We start from the raw sequence: 15,453 nt of genomic DNA, 5'->3' as shown, positions 1-15,453 counted from the left end.
TGACAACGAATGAAAGAACACCGGATACGTGCCGAGAACGCTCGGCAGAGACGCCACGAAACACGCCCAGCATGATGTACATTGACAGTTACGCCTGACGACCATAGCCTGCGTGAACCACCCGATCCCTTGCCGAACTCGGAAGTGAAACCGCAACGCGCCGATGGTAGTGTGGGGTCTCCCCATGCGAGAGTAGGTCATCGTCAGGCACCTATCCGAAAAATCCCCCGTCTCCTCGAGGCGGGGGATTTTTTTTGTGCCTGCGAAACGACTTTTTACTTTTGTCCTCTTCGGTGTTTGAACTCGGACGGTCATCGCGGTACAACGAAACGCTCCACCTCGACTAGAATCCACCTCGACTAGAAAGAGGTAATCCGATGCGATTGAGCGCCAATGATAGCCTGCTGCTGATGGTCGATTTTCAGGCGGGGCTTCTGCCCGCGATAGGCGATGCCGACGCCGCCGTGCAGGAGGCAGCCTGGCTTGGCGGCGTGGCAGGCGAGCTTGGCGTGCCGGTCTGGCTCACCGAGCAGGCGCCGGAGAAGATCGGCCACAGCGTGAACATGCTGACCGAGCGCCTGGGGCCTCATCAGGTATGGGAGAAGCGCCACTTCGGTGTGACCGAAGAGCCCGGCTTCATGCGTGCGCTCGAGGTGACCGGGCGACGTCAGGTCGTGATCTGCGGCGCCGAGGCGCACATCTGCGTACTGCAGAGCGCGCTGGGCCTTCTTCAGTCAGGGTACGAGCTCTACTGGTTGGTGGATGCCAGCGTCAGTCGACGGCGGCAGGAAGCCTTGCTTGCTCTGGCACGCGTTCAGGGCCACGGCGGTATCGGCGTCAGCGCCGACATGGTGGCCTACGAGTGGCTCTACCGCTGTGACGGCGAGCTTTTCAGCCGAGTCCATCGCCACTTTCTCAAGCCTCGCGCCGGGCGCGAGGTAACGTTTTTCAGCGCTGATTCTCGCCCCGCGTGAAGACCAGCGTGCCGGCCTCGGAGGCGCCGGGGTCGAACGTGTAGCCTGCCACGTCGAAGGCCTTGAGCTTTTCCGCCGAGTCGATCTTTTCGCGAATGATCCAGGCGGCCATCAGCCCACGCGCCTTCTTGGCGTAGAAGCTCACGATCTTGAACGTGCCATTCTTCTCGTCCTTGAAGACCGGGGTGACGATATCGGCATCGAGTTTCTTGGTATCCACTGCCTTGAAGTACTCGTTGGAGGCCAGGTTGACCAGCACTTTCGAGCCGCTCTCGTCGACGGCTCTGGAGAGCGCCTGGGTGATCGTCGGCTTCCAGTAGGCGTAAAGGTCCTTTCCCGACGGGTTCGCCAGCTTGGTACCCATTTCCAGCCGGTAGGGCTGAATCAGATCCAGCGGGCGCAGCAGCCCATAGAGTCCCGACAGAATACGCAGGTGCGTTTGCGCGTAGCGATTGTGAGCGTCATCGAAGGTGTCCGCTTCGAGTCCCGTATAGACATCGCCCTGGAACGCCTGGGCGGCGGGCTTGGCGTTATCCAGGGTGAATGGGGTCTCCCACTCCTCGAAGCGCGCCGCATTGAGCCCGGCGAGCTTGTCGCTGATACCCATGAGCTCGCTGATTCTCTGCGGCGAGTAGTCACGCAGCAGATCGATCAGCGCTTGGCTCTGGTCGAGAAAGTCTGGCCGGGTCACTTCCCGAGTCGTCGACGGGGTCTCGAAATCCAGCGTCTTGGCCGGCGAGATAACGCTTAACATCGCATGCTCCTTGTACGCAGCGCCAAGGCTGCATCGATCCATGGTGAGGGCCCATGATAGCAAGCCCCGGCCTAGGCCGGGGCTATAGGGGCGATAGGTGGCGTTGCATTTAAGGGCTTGGGTTGGAGAGGCGGCGGTGGATCGCCTCGATGCCTTCGAGTACCTCGTCGCCGAGCTTCAGCGCTTCGCTCTCGAGGTTGGACTCGAGCTGCTCCATGGTCGTCGCGCCGATGATGTTGCTGGTCAGAAACGAGCGCGAATTGACGAAGGCGAGCGCCATCTGGGCCGGGTCGAGCCCGTGCTCCCGGGCAAGCGCCACGTAGGCCTGGGTAGCCTCTTCGGCCTGGGGCGAGGTGTAGCGCTTGAAGCGCTCGTACAGCGTGAGGCGACCCTTGGCCGGCTGGGCGCCGTTCAGGTACTTGCCCGACAGCACCCCGAAGGCCAGCGGCGAGTAGGCCAGAAGCCCGACGTCCTCACGATGGGCGATCTCTGCAAGGCCCACTTCGAAGGAACGGTTCAGCAGATTGTAAGGGTTCTGGACCGACGCCACGCGGGGCAGGTCGAACGTCTCGGCCAGCTGGAGCATGCGCATCACGCCCCAGGGCGTCTCGTTGGAAAGCCCGATCGCGCGGATCTTGCCCGCGTCCACCAGCGCCTTGAGCGCCTCAAGCGTCTCCTTGAGCGGCGTGGCATCGTGGTCATCTGTGGCGGTGTAGCCGAGCTGGCCGAAGAAGTTGGTCTTGCGCTCCGGCCAGTGCAGTTGATAGAGGTCGATGTAGTCGGTCTGCAGGCGCTCGAGACTGGCATCGATGGCCTGGTGGATGTGTTCCCGGTTCATGCGCGCGCCACCGCGAATGTGCTCGATGCCCGGGCCCACCGCCTTGGTGGCCAGAATTACGTCGTCGCGCGCGCCGCGCGCCTTCAGCCAGCTGCCGACGTACGTCTCGGTGAGGCCCTGGGTCTCGGCCTTGGGAGGAACCGGATACATCTCGGCGGTGTCGATGAAGTTGATGCCGAAGGCCACGGCGCGGTCGAGTTGCTCGTGGGCTTCGGCTTCGCTGTTCTGTTCACCGTAGGTCATGGTGCCCAGGCACAGACGACTCACGTCGAGGCCGGTTCTGCCGAGTGGACGGGTTTGCATGGTGCGCTCCTTGTGCGGTTGGATGCTGCGTCGCAGGCCGACTCAAACGGTGCGACGATGACGAGTCAGGGCATGTTAGCGAGGCGCGTCCCATGCGGCAAATGAAGGGGGTTGAGTCGAGGCGAAGGCAAGCGTATGCTTGCCAGCCCATTTACCGGCCAGGCGCCGGATCATCGTAGGGTTGGCCGCACGCTAAGGGTTCGGCTGATCAGGCTTTCAACAGACAGGCAGGGTGGTTTGCCATGCCGCAGGCATCATCTTTGTTCATTCGGCTGGAGTTTCGTCTGGCCGAACAGCTGTTTCGTTCCCGGTGGCTGTTGCCGCATTCGCCCCGCACCCAGCGGCTGACCATGCGCCTCTACAAGCGCTGCGCCGAAGCGGGGCATCCGGATGCGCTGTCGACCTACGGGCGGATGCTGTTTCAACGCAGCCGCTCGCCCCAGGACAAGGCGCGCGGCGCGCGCTACGTGCTCGAAGCCGCCCAGGCCGGCGATGTCCAGTCCCAGTACCAGGCCGCTCAGATCCACGAGCACGGCTGCGTGCAGTACCCGTGCCGCGAGGACTACGCGGTTACCTGGTACGCCCGCGCGGCCCAGGCCGGGCATCGGCTCGCCGCCGAGCGCCTTGCCCGCGCCTATCGACTGGGCGAGCTGGGGCTTTCCCGAGACAGCGAGCAGTCGGCCTACTGGGCGAGTATCGCCAGCCCCGCACCGCTGGTCGCGGCCTAGGTATGAGCATGACGGCACCGGCGATGGAGACGCTGCCCACTGTGCTGGACATCGAGGCCTCCGGCTTCGGGCGTGGCAGCTACCCGATCGAGATCGGTCTGGCCCGCGCCGATGGCAGCTGCTGCGCGTTCTTGATCCAGCCCTTGGATGAGTGGACGCACTGGGACCCCAAGGCGGAGCTTCTGCACGGCATCTCGCGGGAGCGACTCTTTCAGGAAGGGTATCCGGTGCGCCAGGTCGCCCGCTGGCTCAACGACGAGCTGGCAGGGCTGGGCAAGGCCTACAGCGACAGCTGGGGTTACGACAACACCTGGCTTTCACTGCTGTTCCACCATGCGGGTATGCTGCCGCGCTTTCGGCTTGAGGCGCTGCGAATTCTGCTGACCGAACCGCAGCAGGCGCTCTGGAGCCAGACCAAGGAAGCGATCATCGGTGACCAGCCCATCCAGCGCCACCGCGCCGGCGACGATGCGCGCCTTCTGCAACTGACCTACCAGCATACCCGCTGCGCCGCCGAACAGGGCACCTGAAGGCCCCGTCATCCTTGGCGGTGGCCGATGCCGAGGGATGATGCGTCAGGCCAGGCGGTCTTCCAATTGCTGAATGAGCGATGCAGGCGACTCGGCGTCGAGCAGCATGGTACGAGTCGCCTGCGCAAGAAACCCCTGCTCGACGGTGTTGTCCAGAAATCCGAGTAGCGGCGCGTAGAAGCCGTCGGTATCGAGCAGCGCCAGCGGTTTCTCGTGAAGCCCCAGGTAGCCCCAGGTCCACACCTCGAACAGCTCCTCGAAGGTGCCGATGCCGCCGGGCAGCGCCACGAAGGCATCGGCGTGGGCCGCCATGGTGGCCTTGCGCTCGTGCATGTTGGTCACCCGGATCAGCTCGGTCAAGCCAAAGTGGGCCTGCTCTCGCTCCACCAGATGATCCGGCATCACGCCGATCACCTCGCCGCCGGCCTCGAGCGCTGCATCCGCCAGCGCCCCCATCAACCCGATACGTGCACCGCCGTATACCAGCGTGTGACCGCGTTCGGCCATCAGCGCCCCAAGCTCCCGTGCCTGCTTCATGAACGCCGGGCTTCGGCCCTCGCGCGAGCCCAGATAAACGCAAATTCGCGCCATGTCGATTCCTTGATGATGAGTGACGCGCCGGGCTAGACGAAGCGGTCGATGCCGTAGTGCTCGTCCATCCACGCCCCGATCACGTTATGACTACCCAGGTGGTGGGCGTATTGCGTGTGCAGACAGCGTATCTGCTGCCAGTTGCTGATGCCACCGACGCCGCGCTCGGTCAGCACCTCACGGTAGCCCAGCCGCTCGACCTGCTCGCGCTGAGCATCGCTCATGAACGACCAGCGCGCCGCCACGTAGTCGCGGTGGCTCTGCTGATAGCGTTCGAGAAAGTCGGGTTCCTCCTGAAGACGCTGCTCCAGGGACTTGATCACGCCCACCGCCTCGACCCGAGAGATCTCGATCTTGAGCACGTCCGAGCAGAGCCAGTAGAGGGTAGGAAAGGGCTTGCCGTCGACGATCGGTGCCATGCGCAGCGCCAGCGGTGTCCCCGCAGCGTCCGTCGCGGCGACGGCTTCGATACCGCGCGGCGCCCGGCCGAGCTGCTGGGTGATGATCGCGAGCTCGCGCTCGTCGGGGGCGTGGTCGGTGCGAATTACCATCGTGACACTCTCTTGGTATTACTCGTCTTGGACGAATTTGGTGGAGCGGCCCACGGCGCGAAAGAAGCAGCGATTGAGCTGTTCGGGGGAAGCCACGTAGTGCCAGGTGCGCTCGCAGTACTCGGCGGCGCGGGCCATCAGGACGTCGTAGAGACGATTGAACGGGGCATCATAATCGTAGGGGTCGGCGCCGAACAAGCGGATGTGCGGATAGTCGGCGAAGCGCTCCAGAAAATAGTGCTCCAGGTGCTTCTCGACGGCACGGTGGCGCTCGGTATCGTCCGGGTCTATCCACAGGGTGTAGCGAATGGCCATGGTGGGCTCCCGTCGTGTGGGGCGAAAGGCTCGCGTGCGGCCTCAGCTCGGGGCATCCTGCAGGTGATGCGTCAGTGACTCGCGCAGCTCGCCTTCGATGGGAACCGCGCGCTTGGCGTGGTGGTCGTACTGGATGAGCACCGTATGCCCGAGGTTGGTCAGGGTATCGAACTGGCGCGCTTCCTGGGTCACCGTGAAGGAACTCGTGCCCAGGCGCGTCAGGTAGGTACGCAGTTCGATGTCGTGACCGTAGAACAGTTCCACCCGGTAGTCGATCTCCATGCGCGCCATGATCAGCCGCCACTGGCGCGGATTCAGATCCGGCGTGAAGAGCTTGAAAAGATCGTTGCGGGCGAGTTCGAACCACGCCGGCAAACGGGTGTTGTTGATGTGGCCGAGGGCGTCGGTATCATAAAACGCGGGTTCGATATGGCGAGTGAACATTGAAAAAGCCTTTCAGGAGTGTGAGCGTCACCCTGCAGAATTGCCTCCCCGGCGCACCCGGTCAAGGTATTGCACCGTGAGCGCGCGCGAGGACAAGGCCGCACCGCCGCTTGCGCCGCCGCCCCGGCCCGAGGGCTGCGAGCTCTGCCATCGCCAGGCGGCGCTGACCAAGCACCATCTGATTCCCCGCACCCTGCACAACAAGGCGCGCTATCGAAAGCGCCACAGCCGCGAGGAGCGGCTCACGGCCATCGCCTGGCTGTGTCACCCCTGCCACAAGCACATCCACCGCCTCTACAGCGAGCGCGAGCTGGCCGACCGCTTCTCGAGCGTCGAGGCGCTCGCAGGCGATCCGGCCATAAGCGCCTTCGCGGCCTGGCTTGCCACCAAGCCAGCAGGCTTCAAGCCCAAGTCGCCCACGCGCAAGCGCTAGCTCATACCAGCCGCAGACCTTGCTGGTCGCGCCAGGCGGCGTCCAGGGCCTTTTCGAGCGGCGCCTTCAGGTGCTCCGGCAGGGCGTCGCGTGCCTGTTCCCGAGAATCGAAGGCGCGGTTCTTGAGCCAGCAATAGGCCCAGGCGCAGGCCTCGGCTTCGCTTTGCGGCGCCGGGCGGGCAGGCATCTGGTTGAGCAGGAACACCGCGGTGCGCGGTGCCCACAGCGGCATCGTGCCGGCGCTATCCTCGCTCCAGCGCGCCAGCTCCTCGCCGCTGGGGGTGGTCTCGGGCGTGCCGAGCTTGGCGACCCGGGCGGTCTCGGCCAGAATCAGCGCCAGCTGATCGGCATCCGCCTGGCCTTGGGAGCGCCACTGCTGCAAGAGCGCGGCTAGCCCTGCGCGCACCTTGGTGTAGAAGTCGTTTTGCGGCATGCTCATCGTCCGTCTTGTCGATCTCAAGTGAGAAGTATCATGGCTTTTGATTTTGCCACGCCTGTCGAGCGGCGCCACCCCGAAGGCGGCTACCCGTCCCAGAAATGGCACCGCTACGCCGAGGACATCCTGCCGCTCTGGGTCGCCGACATGGATTTTCGCGCACCGCCTGTGGTGGTCGAGGCGCTGAAGGCGCGCATCGACCACGGCGTCTACGGCTACGGCGAGATTCCCGCCTCGCTGACGGAGGCCCTGTGTCGCTGGAGCGCGACCCACTACGACTGGGTCATCGAGGCCGACTGGCAGCACTGGCTGCCCGGCGTGGTGCCGGCGCTGCACTTTGCCGCGCTGGCCTTGACCGACCCCGGCGATGCCATCCTGTCCGTCGCGCCCATCTACCCGCCGTTTCTGGCCGTGGCAGAGCGCACCGGGCGGCAAGCGCAGACGGCGCTACTCGCCGAGCCCGACGCTCCCGGCGAGCCCTGGCGGCTCGACATCGCCGCCCTGGAGGCCTCGATCACCCCGCAGACCAAATTGCTGCTCTGGTGTCACCCTCACAACCCGACCGGGCGAGTGTGGCGCGAAGAGGAGTTGGCGGGGCTGGCCGCGCTGGTCGAACGCCACGACCTGTGGGTGGTCTCCGACGAGCTTCACTGTGACCTGCTGCTCGACGAAGGCGCCCGGCACCGGCCGCTGGCCGCACTCTTCCCGGCGCTCGCCCGGCGCACCATCACGCTCTGGGCGCCTTCCAAGACCTTCAACCTGGCGGGGCTGACCAGCGCTTGCGCGGTGATTCCGGACCCACAGGTCCGCCAGCGCTTCGCCGCCGCTTGCAAGGGGCTGCTCCCGGACGTCAATGTGCTCGGGCTGGTGGCCGCCGAAACCGCCTATCGAGACGGCGAGCCCTGGCGCCAGGAACTGCTGGCGGTGCTGCGCACGCATCGCACGATGCTTGAATCACACGTGGATCGCTGGCCGGGCGTCGAGATGAGCCCGCCCCAGGCAACCTATCTCGCATGGCTGGACGTTCGCCGGGCGGGGCTGGGCGAGGCGCCCTACCAGGCGCTCAAGGAGCGGGCGGGCGTGGCGCTTTCTGACGGCGCCGCTTTCGGGCGCCCCGGCTTTCTGCGCTTGAATTTCGGCACCACCGCTGCCCAGCTGGCGGTGGCGCTGACGCGGATGGATCGCGTGCTCGGCGAGCAGGCTCAGTAGAGCAGGGCGAAGAGCTTGCGCCGGTAGGCGACGGTCAAGGGGTGGTCGGCGCCAAGGGCGTCGAACACTTGGAGGAGGGTCTTGCGCGCCGCGTCGTCCTCGAAGGCGCGGTCACTTTTCATCAGCGCAAGAAGCCCTTCGAGCCCCTGGTCGTAGTCGCCGTCGGCCACCTGGCGAAGTGCGCGCTGGTAGCGCGCTTCGCTGTCATCGCGATCGCCGAGCGCGCTGATCGCATCAACGCTCCAGGCGCGCTCGCCGAACTCGATGCTGGCGCGCACGCCCCGGGCAGGGGCGGCGTCGCGCTCTTCCGGCGGCAGGTTGTCGAGCAGCGCGCGGGCTTCGTCGATCTGGCCCTCGCTCACCAGCACGCGGGCAAGTGCCACCTGATAGGCGTAGTGCTCGGGATACTGGGTCATCAGCGTCTGGTAGAGCTCGCGGGCGGTGGCGGTGTCACCGGACTCCAGCGCGGCTTCGGCCTGCTCCTCGGGGCTCATCGAGGCGCCTTCCGGCGCCTTGAGGTAGCGCCCCAGCCACTCGCGCACCTCCTTCTCCGACAGTGCCCCCTGAAACCCGTCGACCAGGCCGCCCTGGCTCACGAGTTTGACGTCGGGCACCGAGCGTACCCCGAGCTGGGCGGCGATCTCCGGATTGGCCTGGCCATCGAGGGTGGCCAGCAAGAAGCCACCGGCGTACTCGAGGGCGAGCCTCTCGAGCACCGACAGCAGCTGGCGACAGGCATCGCTCTCCGGCGAGAAGCTGGCCAGCAGCACCGGCACCTGCATCGAAGCTTCCAGCACCTGCTGGACGTTGGCGGCGCCGAGTTCGATGACGACGTCTTCGCGAGCGACGCTACCGGGTGTGCCAGCGGCAGGCGCCTGGCCTGCCGGCTCGGAGGTCAGGGTATTGCCGGTGCGGGGATCAATGATCGTCATGGCTATCTGCGCTCTGCTGAAAAGAAAACAAGGGAAGCATGGCACAGGATATGTAGGCAAGGCGGGCGATATTCAAGCGGTGTCGGCCATGCGACACCGCTTGCCACCGCCTTCGGGCGTGGCTTACTGCTGTTCGTCGAGCGCGTCCTGCATCTGGTCGAGCATGGCGTACATGTCGTCGCACAGCGCCTGGGAGGGTTCGTGGTCCATGCCCGGCTCCATCATTTCGAGCTCCGCCTGATGACGGCTCAGCACCTCTTCGGCGTTGCCGGCGCGGGTGATCTCCTCCATGGAGGCAGAAAGCTCCTCGGCGCTCTTGCCCTGCTCCATCTGGTTGGCGGCGAAGGCTTCGAACTGGTCGTAGAGGCTCTGGTTGGCGGCCATCAGCGCCTCGGTCGAGCACGCCTGATCCTGGGCGAACACGCCCGGTGCGGCCAGCAGGCCCGTGAGGCCGAGCAAGAAAGCGGTCTTCTTCATTGGATCGTGTCCCATGCAAAGTGATGATAAGGCGCTCAACAGACCCGCTCCGGCGCCAGATGTTCCCTCGCGGTCGACAAACGCCGGGGAAGCGCAGGCAGCACCGCTTCGGCGAGTGCGCGCCCTTCGCTGGAGACGAGCGACAGTGGCGCGCTCACGGCGGCGTTCTCCACCACTCGGCCACGCTCCATCACCAGCACCCGCGAGCAGACGCGCTCCACCAGGCGCAGGTCGTGGGTCACGAAGAGAAACGCCACGCCCTGCTCCCGGGAGAGCAACGCGAACAGGTCGAGCATCTGGATCTGCAGGTGCAGGTCCAGGTTGGAGACCGCCTCGTCGAGCACGATCAGCGATGGGTTCGATGCCAGCGCCCGGGCGATGCATACCCGCTGCAGCTCGCCACCGCTGAGCTCGAAGGGATAGCGGTGCGCCATGGGGGCGGCAAGCCCGGCTCTCTTCAGCAGTTTGACAATACGCCCGGCGTGGCGCGCGCGCGGCAGATCGGTCAGGTGAATCAGCGGTTCGCCGATGATCTCGGCGACGGTCAGGCGCGGGTTCACCGCCCCCTGGGGGTCCTGGAACACCATCTGCACCCGGCGGCGAAAGTCGCGCCGGCGCGCCTTGTCGAGCCGTGAAAGCGCCGCCCCCTCGAACAGTACTTCGCCCCGGGTCGGCGTCTCGAGTCCGGTCAGAAGCCGTGCCAGCGTGCTCTTGCCACAGCCGCTGCGTCCCAGCAGGCCGACGATCTCGCCGGGCTGGAGCTCGAGCGACACGTCCTCGAGCACCGCCACCGCTGTCCGGGTGCGAAAAAGCGATGTACGCGAATAGTGATGATGGACGTCGCGGGCGGACAGCAGGCTCATGGCGTGATCTCCTGGGCGGGGTAGAGCGACAGGTGCGCCGCCACCAGCGCCCGGGTGACGGCGTGGCGCGGCTGGCGAAAGATCGCCTCCACCGGCGCGCTCTCCTGAACACAGCCTTGGTCCATCACCAGTACCCGGTCGGCCAGGCGGGCGACCACTCCCATGTCATGGGTGATCAGCAGGATGCCCAGCCCGAAGCGCTCGCGAAGCCCCGCCAGCAGGTCGAGGATCTCGCGCTGGTGGATCACGTCGAGGTCGGTGGTGGGTTCGTCGGCGAACAGAAACGGCGCCTCGCTCGCCAGGGCCAGGGCGATCATCGCGCGCTGCAGCATGCCGCCGCTCATTTCGAAGGGGTAGAGGCCGAGCAGTCGCTGCGGTTCGTCGAGTCCCGCCTCGCGCAGGGCGCGGTGAATACGCTCCTTCCAGCAGCTTTTCTCCATCCCCAGCGCCTGGAGAGTCTCCTCGGCGTGATCACCCAGCGTCCTGACCGGGTTGAAGGCGCTGCGCGGGTTCTGCAGCACCGACGCCACCACGCGGCCGCGAAGCCGCTCCGGGGCGATCGGCGCGCCGTCGAGCCAGACCTGGCCGCCCTGGCGGCGGGTGCCGGCGGGCAGGGCGTCGAGGGCCGCCGCGCAGGTCAGCGACTTGCCCGAGCCGCTGGCGCCGACCAGTGCGACCACCTCGCCCCGGGCGAGGGTGAGCGAGACACCGTCCACCAGGCGGATTGCGCCGGCATCGACGGCGATGTCCACGAGGTTCAGCGTCTGATGGCTCACGAGGCGTACTCCCGGCGCAGTTGGGGGTCGAGGCGGTCGCGCAGCGCGTCGCCCAGCAGGTTGAAGGCCATGACGCTCAGAAACAGCGCAAGCCCCGGCCACAGCATCAAAAGCGGTTCGGTCCAGACGAACTGGCGGGCGTCCGAGAGCATCACGCCCCACTCCGGCGTCGGCGCGGCCACGCCAAGACCCAGAAACGACAGACCCGAGACGTGCAGCATGATATGGCCGATATCGAGCGAGGCCAGCACCGCCAGCTGCGACAGCGTGGCGGGCAGCAGGTGGCGGATGAAGATGCGCGTTCGGCTGGCACCGGCCATGGCGGCGGCGCTGATGAAATCGCGGTGCTTGAGTGACAGCACGATGCCGCGCACGATGCGCGCGTACCAAGCCCAGTGGGAGAGGGCGATGGCGATCACCACGTTGGTCAGCCCGGTGCCGAGCACGCCGATCATGAACAGCGACAGCACGAAGGTGGGGAAGGTCAGGAAGATATCGGTCACGCGCATGATCACCTGGTCGGTGCGCCCGCCGACGAACCCCGAGGTGCCGCCGATCACGATGCCCAGCGCCAGCATCAGCGCAAGCGTCACGGCGACCACCCCGAGCGAGAGCCGGGTGCCGGCCATCAGCCGGGCGAAGATGTCGCGGCCCAGGTGGTCGGTGCCCAGCCAGTGGCGCTCACTCGGCGCCTGGAGCCGGTCGGCGAGCGCTACCGCATTGGGGTCGAAGGGTGAAAGCCAGGGGCCGACCAGAGCGGCCGCCATCAGCAGCGCCACCAGGGCGAAGGCCAGCCGCGTGGTCGGGCGCGCTTGGCGCCAGAGCGAAATAGCGGGCGACGAGGAGAGGACATGAACGCTCATTGGACCCCCTGCCGGGAAACCCGGATGCGCGGGTCGGCAAAGGCGTAGACGATGTCCACGACCAGGTTGCAGACCACGAAGATCGTCACCATCAGCAGCGTGAAGCACTGGATGACCGGATAGTCGCGGTTGAAGATCGCGGTGATGGCGAAACGCCCTACGCCCGGCCAGCCGAAGATGCTCTCGATGATCAGCGTGCCGCCGATCAGCTCGCCGATATGCATGCCCGTGGCGGTGATGATCGGCAGCAGAGCATTGCGAAACACGTGGGAAGACTCCACGTCGCGCTCGGCGAGCCCGCGCAGGCGGGCGTAGCGCACGTGGCGCTGGCCCTGCACCTCCAGCATGCTGGCGCGCAAGAGCCGCGCGTTGATCGCAAGCGACATCAGCGAGATCGCCACCGCCGGCATGATCAGGTGCGTCACCCCCCCGCGGCCCATGGGCGGCAGCCACCCCAGGTAGATGGAAAACAGTGCCACCAGCAGAAAACCGAGCCAGAAGTTCGGCATGGAGACGCCGACGAAGGCGATCAAACGTACCAGGTGGTCCGGGCCGCGGTGGTGGTGACGCGCCGCCCAGCGGCCCAGCGGAATCGAGACCAGCAGGGTGAGGGCGAGCGCAACGCCTGCAAGCTCGAGTGTGGCGGGCAGGTAGTGCATCAGGTCCTGGAACACCGGGCGCTGGGTCGCGTAGGAGACGCCGAAGTCCAGGCGCACCGCGCTTGAAAGCCAGTCCAGGTACTGCACCGCGAGCGGCCGGTCGAGCCCGAGTGTTATGCGGGCGTGCTCCAGGGCCTGCTCCGTGGGCGGTACCTGGGAAAGTCGCAGGTAGTCCATGGCCGGGTCCGACGGTCCCAGGTGCAGGAGCAAGAAGATCACCAAGGAGGCCGCCAGCAGCAGCACCGGCAGAAGCAGCAGCCGCCGGGCGATGAAGCCCCCCATCAGTCGTTCACCATGGGTGTGATGCGTTCGAAGGGGATCTCGCTGGTCATGGCACCGAAGGGAATCGGGCCAAGCGCAGGATCGGCCACGGCGATCACGTTGGTGTAGGTCAGGGGCAGGTAGACGGCAGCGTCGTGCAGGCGGTTCAAGAGACGTGCATAAAGTGCCTGGCGCTCGTCTTCATCGACGCTTGCGAGAATCTCGTCGATCAGTGCGTCGATCTCGGGCTTGTCGTCGAGGCCCGACTGCGCCTGGTAGTCGGCGTGGGAGGGCGTGCGCATGGAGCTGATGAAAGCGTGCGGGTCGAAAGGGGCACCCCAGGTGCGATTGAAGATCATCCCGAAGCGGCCGTCGCGCTGGCGCGCGTAGACGCTGCTCTCCTCCTCGCCGATCAGGCGCACCAGCATGCCCAGCGTCATCAACTCCGCCTGAACGATCTCGGCCAGCGACTTGGCGACGGCGTCGTTGCCGACGAATACCAGCTCTATCTGCAGCGGCTGGCCGTCGCGCTCACGCACGCCGTGGTCCAATGTCCAGCCCGCCGCATCCAGTAGCGTGGCGGCGCGGGCGGTGTCGAAGTCATACGCGGCGAGGCCGACATCGGCATAGGGAACGCTAGGCGCGAAGAGCGTGTCTGCCGGCACCTGGGTACCGTGGAAGACGCTCTCGATCATGCTCGCCTTGTCGACAGCGTGGTTGATCGCCTGGCGCACGGCGAGCTCCGCGGTAGGGCCGTGCTGGCTGTTGAGTGCCAGCATCAGCGTTTCCGCCGGAGGCGAGAGCGCGGTGGTGTACTCGCCGCTTTCGGCCAGGCGAGCGAAGGTGTCCGGCGAGATCGGCCCGTCGGCGCCATAGATCAGATCGATCTCACCGGTCTGCAGCGCGATGGCGCGGGTGTTGGGATCCACGATCACCTTCATGTTGACCTCATCAAGCGCCGGCGCCTCGCCCCAGTAGGTCTCGTTGCGCGCGAAGCGGTCGAACTCGCCCAGCCGCGTCTCGGCCAGTACCCAGGGCCCGGTGCCGATCGGTGCGCGAATGCCGTGGGCGGACGTGCGATCAATCAGCTGCGACGGCGCGATGAAGCGAAACGGGCGCGGCAGCGCCAGGTCCTGCAGCACCGGGTAGTAGGGCGAGGCCAGGGTCAGCGCGACGGTGTGCGCGTCCAGCGCCTCGACGCCTGCGATGGCGTCGGTCAGCCCGAGCCAGGCGTGACGCTCGCGGTTGGCGAGAACGGCCTCGAAGTTGGCCACCACCGCCGCTGCGTCGAAGGGCTCGCCGTTGGAGAAGGTGACATCGTCGCGCAGCGTGAACGTATAGGCGAGACCATCCTCGGAGACGTCCCAGCGCTCGGCGAGCCAGGGGATGATCGTACCGTCGGCCTGGTAGCGTACCAGCGGCTCATACACCATCGCCTGGGCGAACATCTGGTTGGGGGTATAGAGGTGCGGATTCAGCGGGCCTACATTGCTTGGCCAGGAGACGTCGAGTCGTGTCTGCGCCACCGCTTGCCCGGCAAGCCCTAGCGTGAAAAGGAGTACCGTCAGGGCACCAAGAGCCGCGCGCATGCTTACCTCGATCGTCTTGAAAAGAATGAAGAAGGCAGGAAATTATCATACTTGCGCGGTCGGGCGTAGGGCGCGCCCACGTGCGGCCAGCATAAACGACGCTTGCCAGACCATAAAGTCAGATCGCTGTGCGTTATATGTTATGATATAACGTAATTATATGCGGCGAGTAGCCATGACCCGCGGGCATTTCTCGACACGCTTTATCTCGACTCGATGTACTCGCAATTTCTAAAAGGAGGCATCCGTGCCATTACATCCGATTTCTCGGCCAGCCGCCTGGCCCGACCATGCGGCCATCGGCGACGACATCAGCGTCTTACCGCGTATCTTCGAGGACGCGATCAACCTCGCGGTGCTCACGCGCCCGCTCGGCGCCGATGTGGTGCTCAGTGCCCAGGCCCAGTGCCAGACCGATCGCGACTGGCAGTACGCCTGGCTTGGCGGCATCGACGACGCCTTCAAGGCGGATCTGGCGCGACACCTGCCCGCGCCCCAGGCCGGAGCGGCGCTGATCGATGACGTGGCGACCATCGCCGAGGCGATTGCCTTTCTGTTCGAGACCGAGACGGTTGGCATCCGGCTGCGTCTGCTCAACCGCGCCATGTGCCCGCGCTTTCACTGCGATAACCTGCCCGTTCGACTGGTCGCGACCTACGTGGGCCCGGGCAGCGAGTGGCTGCTGGAGCACGCTGTCGACCGGGCCGGCCTCGGTGCGCCCCGTCCGGATCGCCCCGAGATCATTCGCGACCCGGGGGCGATCCAGCAGTTGGCCCCCGGCGACATCGCACTGATCAAGGGCAGCGGCTGGGTCGGATGTGAAGAGCGGGCGCTGGTCCACCGCAGCCCGACGCTGACACCCGGCGAGAAGCGGCTTTTGATGACCATCGACCCGGCGTGATGTGAATGTGCACTCTTGTGCGATCG

General features: G+C 65.9%; 20 protein-coding genes and 1 rRNA gene. 7 read left to right on the top strand and 14 right to left on the bottom strand.

The window, feature by feature from the left end:
• Window positions 1-93: 93 nt before the first annotated feature.
• Together rrf and GEV37_RS15780 are read left to right on the top strand one after the other, a co-directional pair.
• A 5S ribosomal RNA gene (rrf, locus tag GEV37_RS15785) occupies window positions 94-209 on the top strand.
• Between the two features lie 168 nt (window positions 210-377).
• Complete coding sequence (locus GEV37_RS15780; RefSeq protein ID WP_227391224.1) at window positions 378-974, top strand: isochorismatase family protein; 597 nt, start codon at window positions 378-380, stop codon at window positions 972-974.
• Here the strand turns inward: GEV37_RS15780 and yaaA are convergent.
• Window positions 949-1,728: a peroxide stress protein YaaA gene (yaaA, locus tag GEV37_RS15775; protein ID WP_227391223.1), complete on the bottom strand. Its 780-nt coding sequence runs from the start codon at window positions 1,726-1,728 to the stop codon at window positions 949-951. The genes GEV37_RS15780 and yaaA overlap by 26 nt on opposite strands.
• 109 nt (window positions 1,729-1,837) lie before the next feature.
• Entirely contained in the window at window positions 1,838-2,869 is a 1,032-nt protein-coding gene (locus GEV37_RS15770; protein WP_227391222.1) for an NADP(H)-dependent aldo-keto reductase, read from the bottom strand.
• A gap of 242 nt (window positions 2,870-3,111) precedes the next feature.
• Between GEV37_RS15770 and GEV37_RS15765 the strand changes: the two genes are divergently transcribed.
• Window positions 3,112-3,597, top strand: a complete 486-nt coding sequence (locus tag GEV37_RS15765) for a tetratricopeptide repeat protein (RefSeq protein ID WP_227391221.1) — start codon at window positions 3,112-3,114, stop codon at window positions 3,595-3,597.
• A gap of 8 nt (window positions 3,598-3,605) precedes the next feature.
• On the top strand, window positions 3,606-4,127 hold the full coding sequence (locus GEV37_RS15760; RefSeq protein ID WP_227391220.1) for a 3'-5' exonuclease family protein: 522 nt from the start codon (window positions 3,606-3,608) through the stop codon (window positions 4,125-4,127).
• Between the two features lie 45 nt (window positions 4,128-4,172).
• On the opposite strand, the gene GEV37_RS15755 is transcribed toward GEV37_RS15760, so the two are convergent.
• The 4 genes from GEV37_RS15755 to GEV37_RS15740 are packed head-to-tail and all read right to left on the bottom strand — an operon-like array spanning window position 4,173 to window position 6,028.
• Window positions 4,173-4,718: an LOG family protein gene (locus GEV37_RS15755; protein ID WP_227391219.1), complete on the bottom strand. Its 546-nt coding sequence runs from the start codon at window positions 4,716-4,718 to the stop codon at window positions 4,173-4,175.
• 32 nt (window positions 4,719-4,750) lie between these two features.
• The gene (locus tag GEV37_RS15750) at window positions 4,751-5,269 is read right to left on the bottom strand and encodes a DUF501 domain-containing protein (protein WP_227391218.1); all 519 of its coding nucleotides are present in this window, start codon (window positions 5,267-5,269) and stop codon (window positions 4,751-4,753) included.
• 18 nt (window positions 5,270-5,287) lie between these two features.
• The gene (locus GEV37_RS15745; protein ID WP_227391217.1) at window positions 5,288-5,584 is read right to left on the bottom strand and encodes a hypothetical protein; all 297 of its coding nucleotides are present in this window, start codon (window positions 5,582-5,584) and stop codon (window positions 5,288-5,290) included.
• Between the two features lie 42 nt (window positions 5,585-5,626).
• Window positions 5,627-6,028 carry an acyl-CoA thioesterase gene (locus GEV37_RS15740; protein ID WP_227391216.1) on the bottom strand — a complete coding sequence of 134 codons (402 nt, stop codon included), beginning with the start codon at window positions 6,026-6,028 and terminating at the stop codon, window positions 5,627-5,629.
• A 76-nt stretch (window positions 6,029-6,104) separates the two neighbouring features.
• Between GEV37_RS15740 and GEV37_RS15735 the strand changes: the two genes are divergently transcribed.
• Entirely contained in the window at window positions 6,105-6,461 is a 357-nt protein-coding gene (locus GEV37_RS15735) for a hypothetical protein (protein WP_227391215.1), read from the top strand.
• 1 nt (window position 6,462) lies between these two features.
• Here GEV37_RS15735 and GEV37_RS15730 read toward each other — a convergent pair whose 3' ends face one another.
• Complete coding sequence (locus GEV37_RS15730; RefSeq protein WP_227391232.1) at window positions 6,463-6,894, bottom strand: hypothetical protein; 432 nt, start codon at window positions 6,892-6,894, stop codon at window positions 6,463-6,465.
• 39 nt (window positions 6,895-6,933) lie between these two features.
• Here GEV37_RS15730 and GEV37_RS15725 point away from each other — a divergent pair, with 39 nt between their 5' ends.
• On the top strand, window positions 6,934-8,106 hold the full coding sequence (locus tag GEV37_RS15725; RefSeq protein ID WP_227391214.1) for a MalY/PatB family protein: 1,173 nt from the start codon (window positions 6,934-6,936) through the stop codon (window positions 8,104-8,106).
• Here GEV37_RS15725 and GEV37_RS15720 read toward each other — a convergent pair.
• The 7 genes from GEV37_RS15720 to nikA all read right to left on the bottom strand — a co-directional run bounded on the left by GEV37_RS15720 (window position 8,100) and on the right by nikA (window position 14,526).
• Complete coding sequence (locus GEV37_RS15720) at window positions 8,100-9,038, bottom strand: co-chaperone YbbN (RefSeq protein WP_227391213.1); 939 nt, start codon at window positions 9,036-9,038, stop codon at window positions 8,100-8,102. The two genes, GEV37_RS15725 and GEV37_RS15720, sit on opposite strands and share 7 nt — an antisense overlap.
• 123 nt (window positions 9,039-9,161) lie before the next feature.
• Complete coding sequence (locus tag GEV37_RS15715; RefSeq protein WP_227391212.1) at window positions 9,162-9,515, bottom strand: hypothetical protein; 354 nt, start codon at window positions 9,513-9,515, stop codon at window positions 9,162-9,164.
• Between the two features lie 35 nt (window positions 9,516-9,550).
• The gene (gene nikE, locus GEV37_RS15710) at window positions 9,551-10,378 is read right to left on the bottom strand and encodes a nickel import ATP-binding protein NikE (protein ID WP_227391211.1); all 828 of its coding nucleotides are present in this window, start codon (window positions 10,376-10,378) and stop codon (window positions 9,551-9,553) included.
• Window positions 10,375-11,154 carry an ATP-binding cassette domain-containing protein gene (locus GEV37_RS15705; protein WP_227391210.1) on the bottom strand — a complete coding sequence of 260 codons (780 nt, stop codon included), beginning with the start codon at window positions 11,152-11,154 and terminating at the stop codon, window positions 10,375-10,377. Before GEV37_RS15705 ends, nikE begins: the two co-directional genes overlap by 4 nt.
• On the bottom strand, window positions 11,151-12,017 hold the full coding sequence (gene nikC, locus GEV37_RS15700; RefSeq protein ID WP_227391209.1) for a nickel ABC transporter permease subunit NikC: 867 nt from the start codon (window positions 12,015-12,017) through the stop codon (window positions 11,151-11,153). The genes GEV37_RS15705 and nikC overlap by 4 nt, the downstream gene beginning before the upstream one ends.
• Window positions 12,014-12,958, bottom strand: coding sequence for a nickel ABC transporter permease subunit NikB (nikB, locus tag GEV37_RS15695; protein WP_227391208.1), 945 nt, complete (start codon window positions 12,956-12,958; stop codon window positions 12,014-12,016). The genes nikC and nikB overlap by 4 nt, the downstream gene beginning before the upstream one ends.
• The gene (nikA, locus tag GEV37_RS15690) at window positions 12,958-14,526 is read right to left on the bottom strand and encodes a nickel ABC transporter substrate-binding protein (RefSeq protein WP_227391207.1); all 1,569 of its coding nucleotides are present in this window, start codon (window positions 14,524-14,526) and stop codon (window positions 12,958-12,960) included. The genes nikB and nikA overlap by 1 nt, the downstream gene beginning before the upstream one ends.
• Before the next feature lie 247 nt (window positions 14,527-14,773).
• Between nikA and GEV37_RS15685 the strand changes: the two genes are divergently transcribed.
• The gene (locus GEV37_RS15685) at window positions 14,774-15,427 is read left to right on the top strand and encodes a DUF1826 domain-containing protein (protein ID WP_227391206.1); all 654 of its coding nucleotides are present in this window, start codon (window positions 14,774-14,776) and stop codon (window positions 15,425-15,427) included.
• Window positions 15,428-15,453: the final 26 nt, after the last annotated feature.

Origin of the sequence: Vreelandella malpeensis, assembly GCF_020622355.1 — a bacterium.
GTDB classification, from domain to species: domain Bacteria; phylum Pseudomonadota; class Gammaproteobacteria; order Pseudomonadales; family Halomonadaceae; genus Vreelandella; species Vreelandella malpeensis.
Note: the sequence above shows the minus strand (reverse complement) of the source record. Positions and strands in the feature narration are given on the sequence as shown.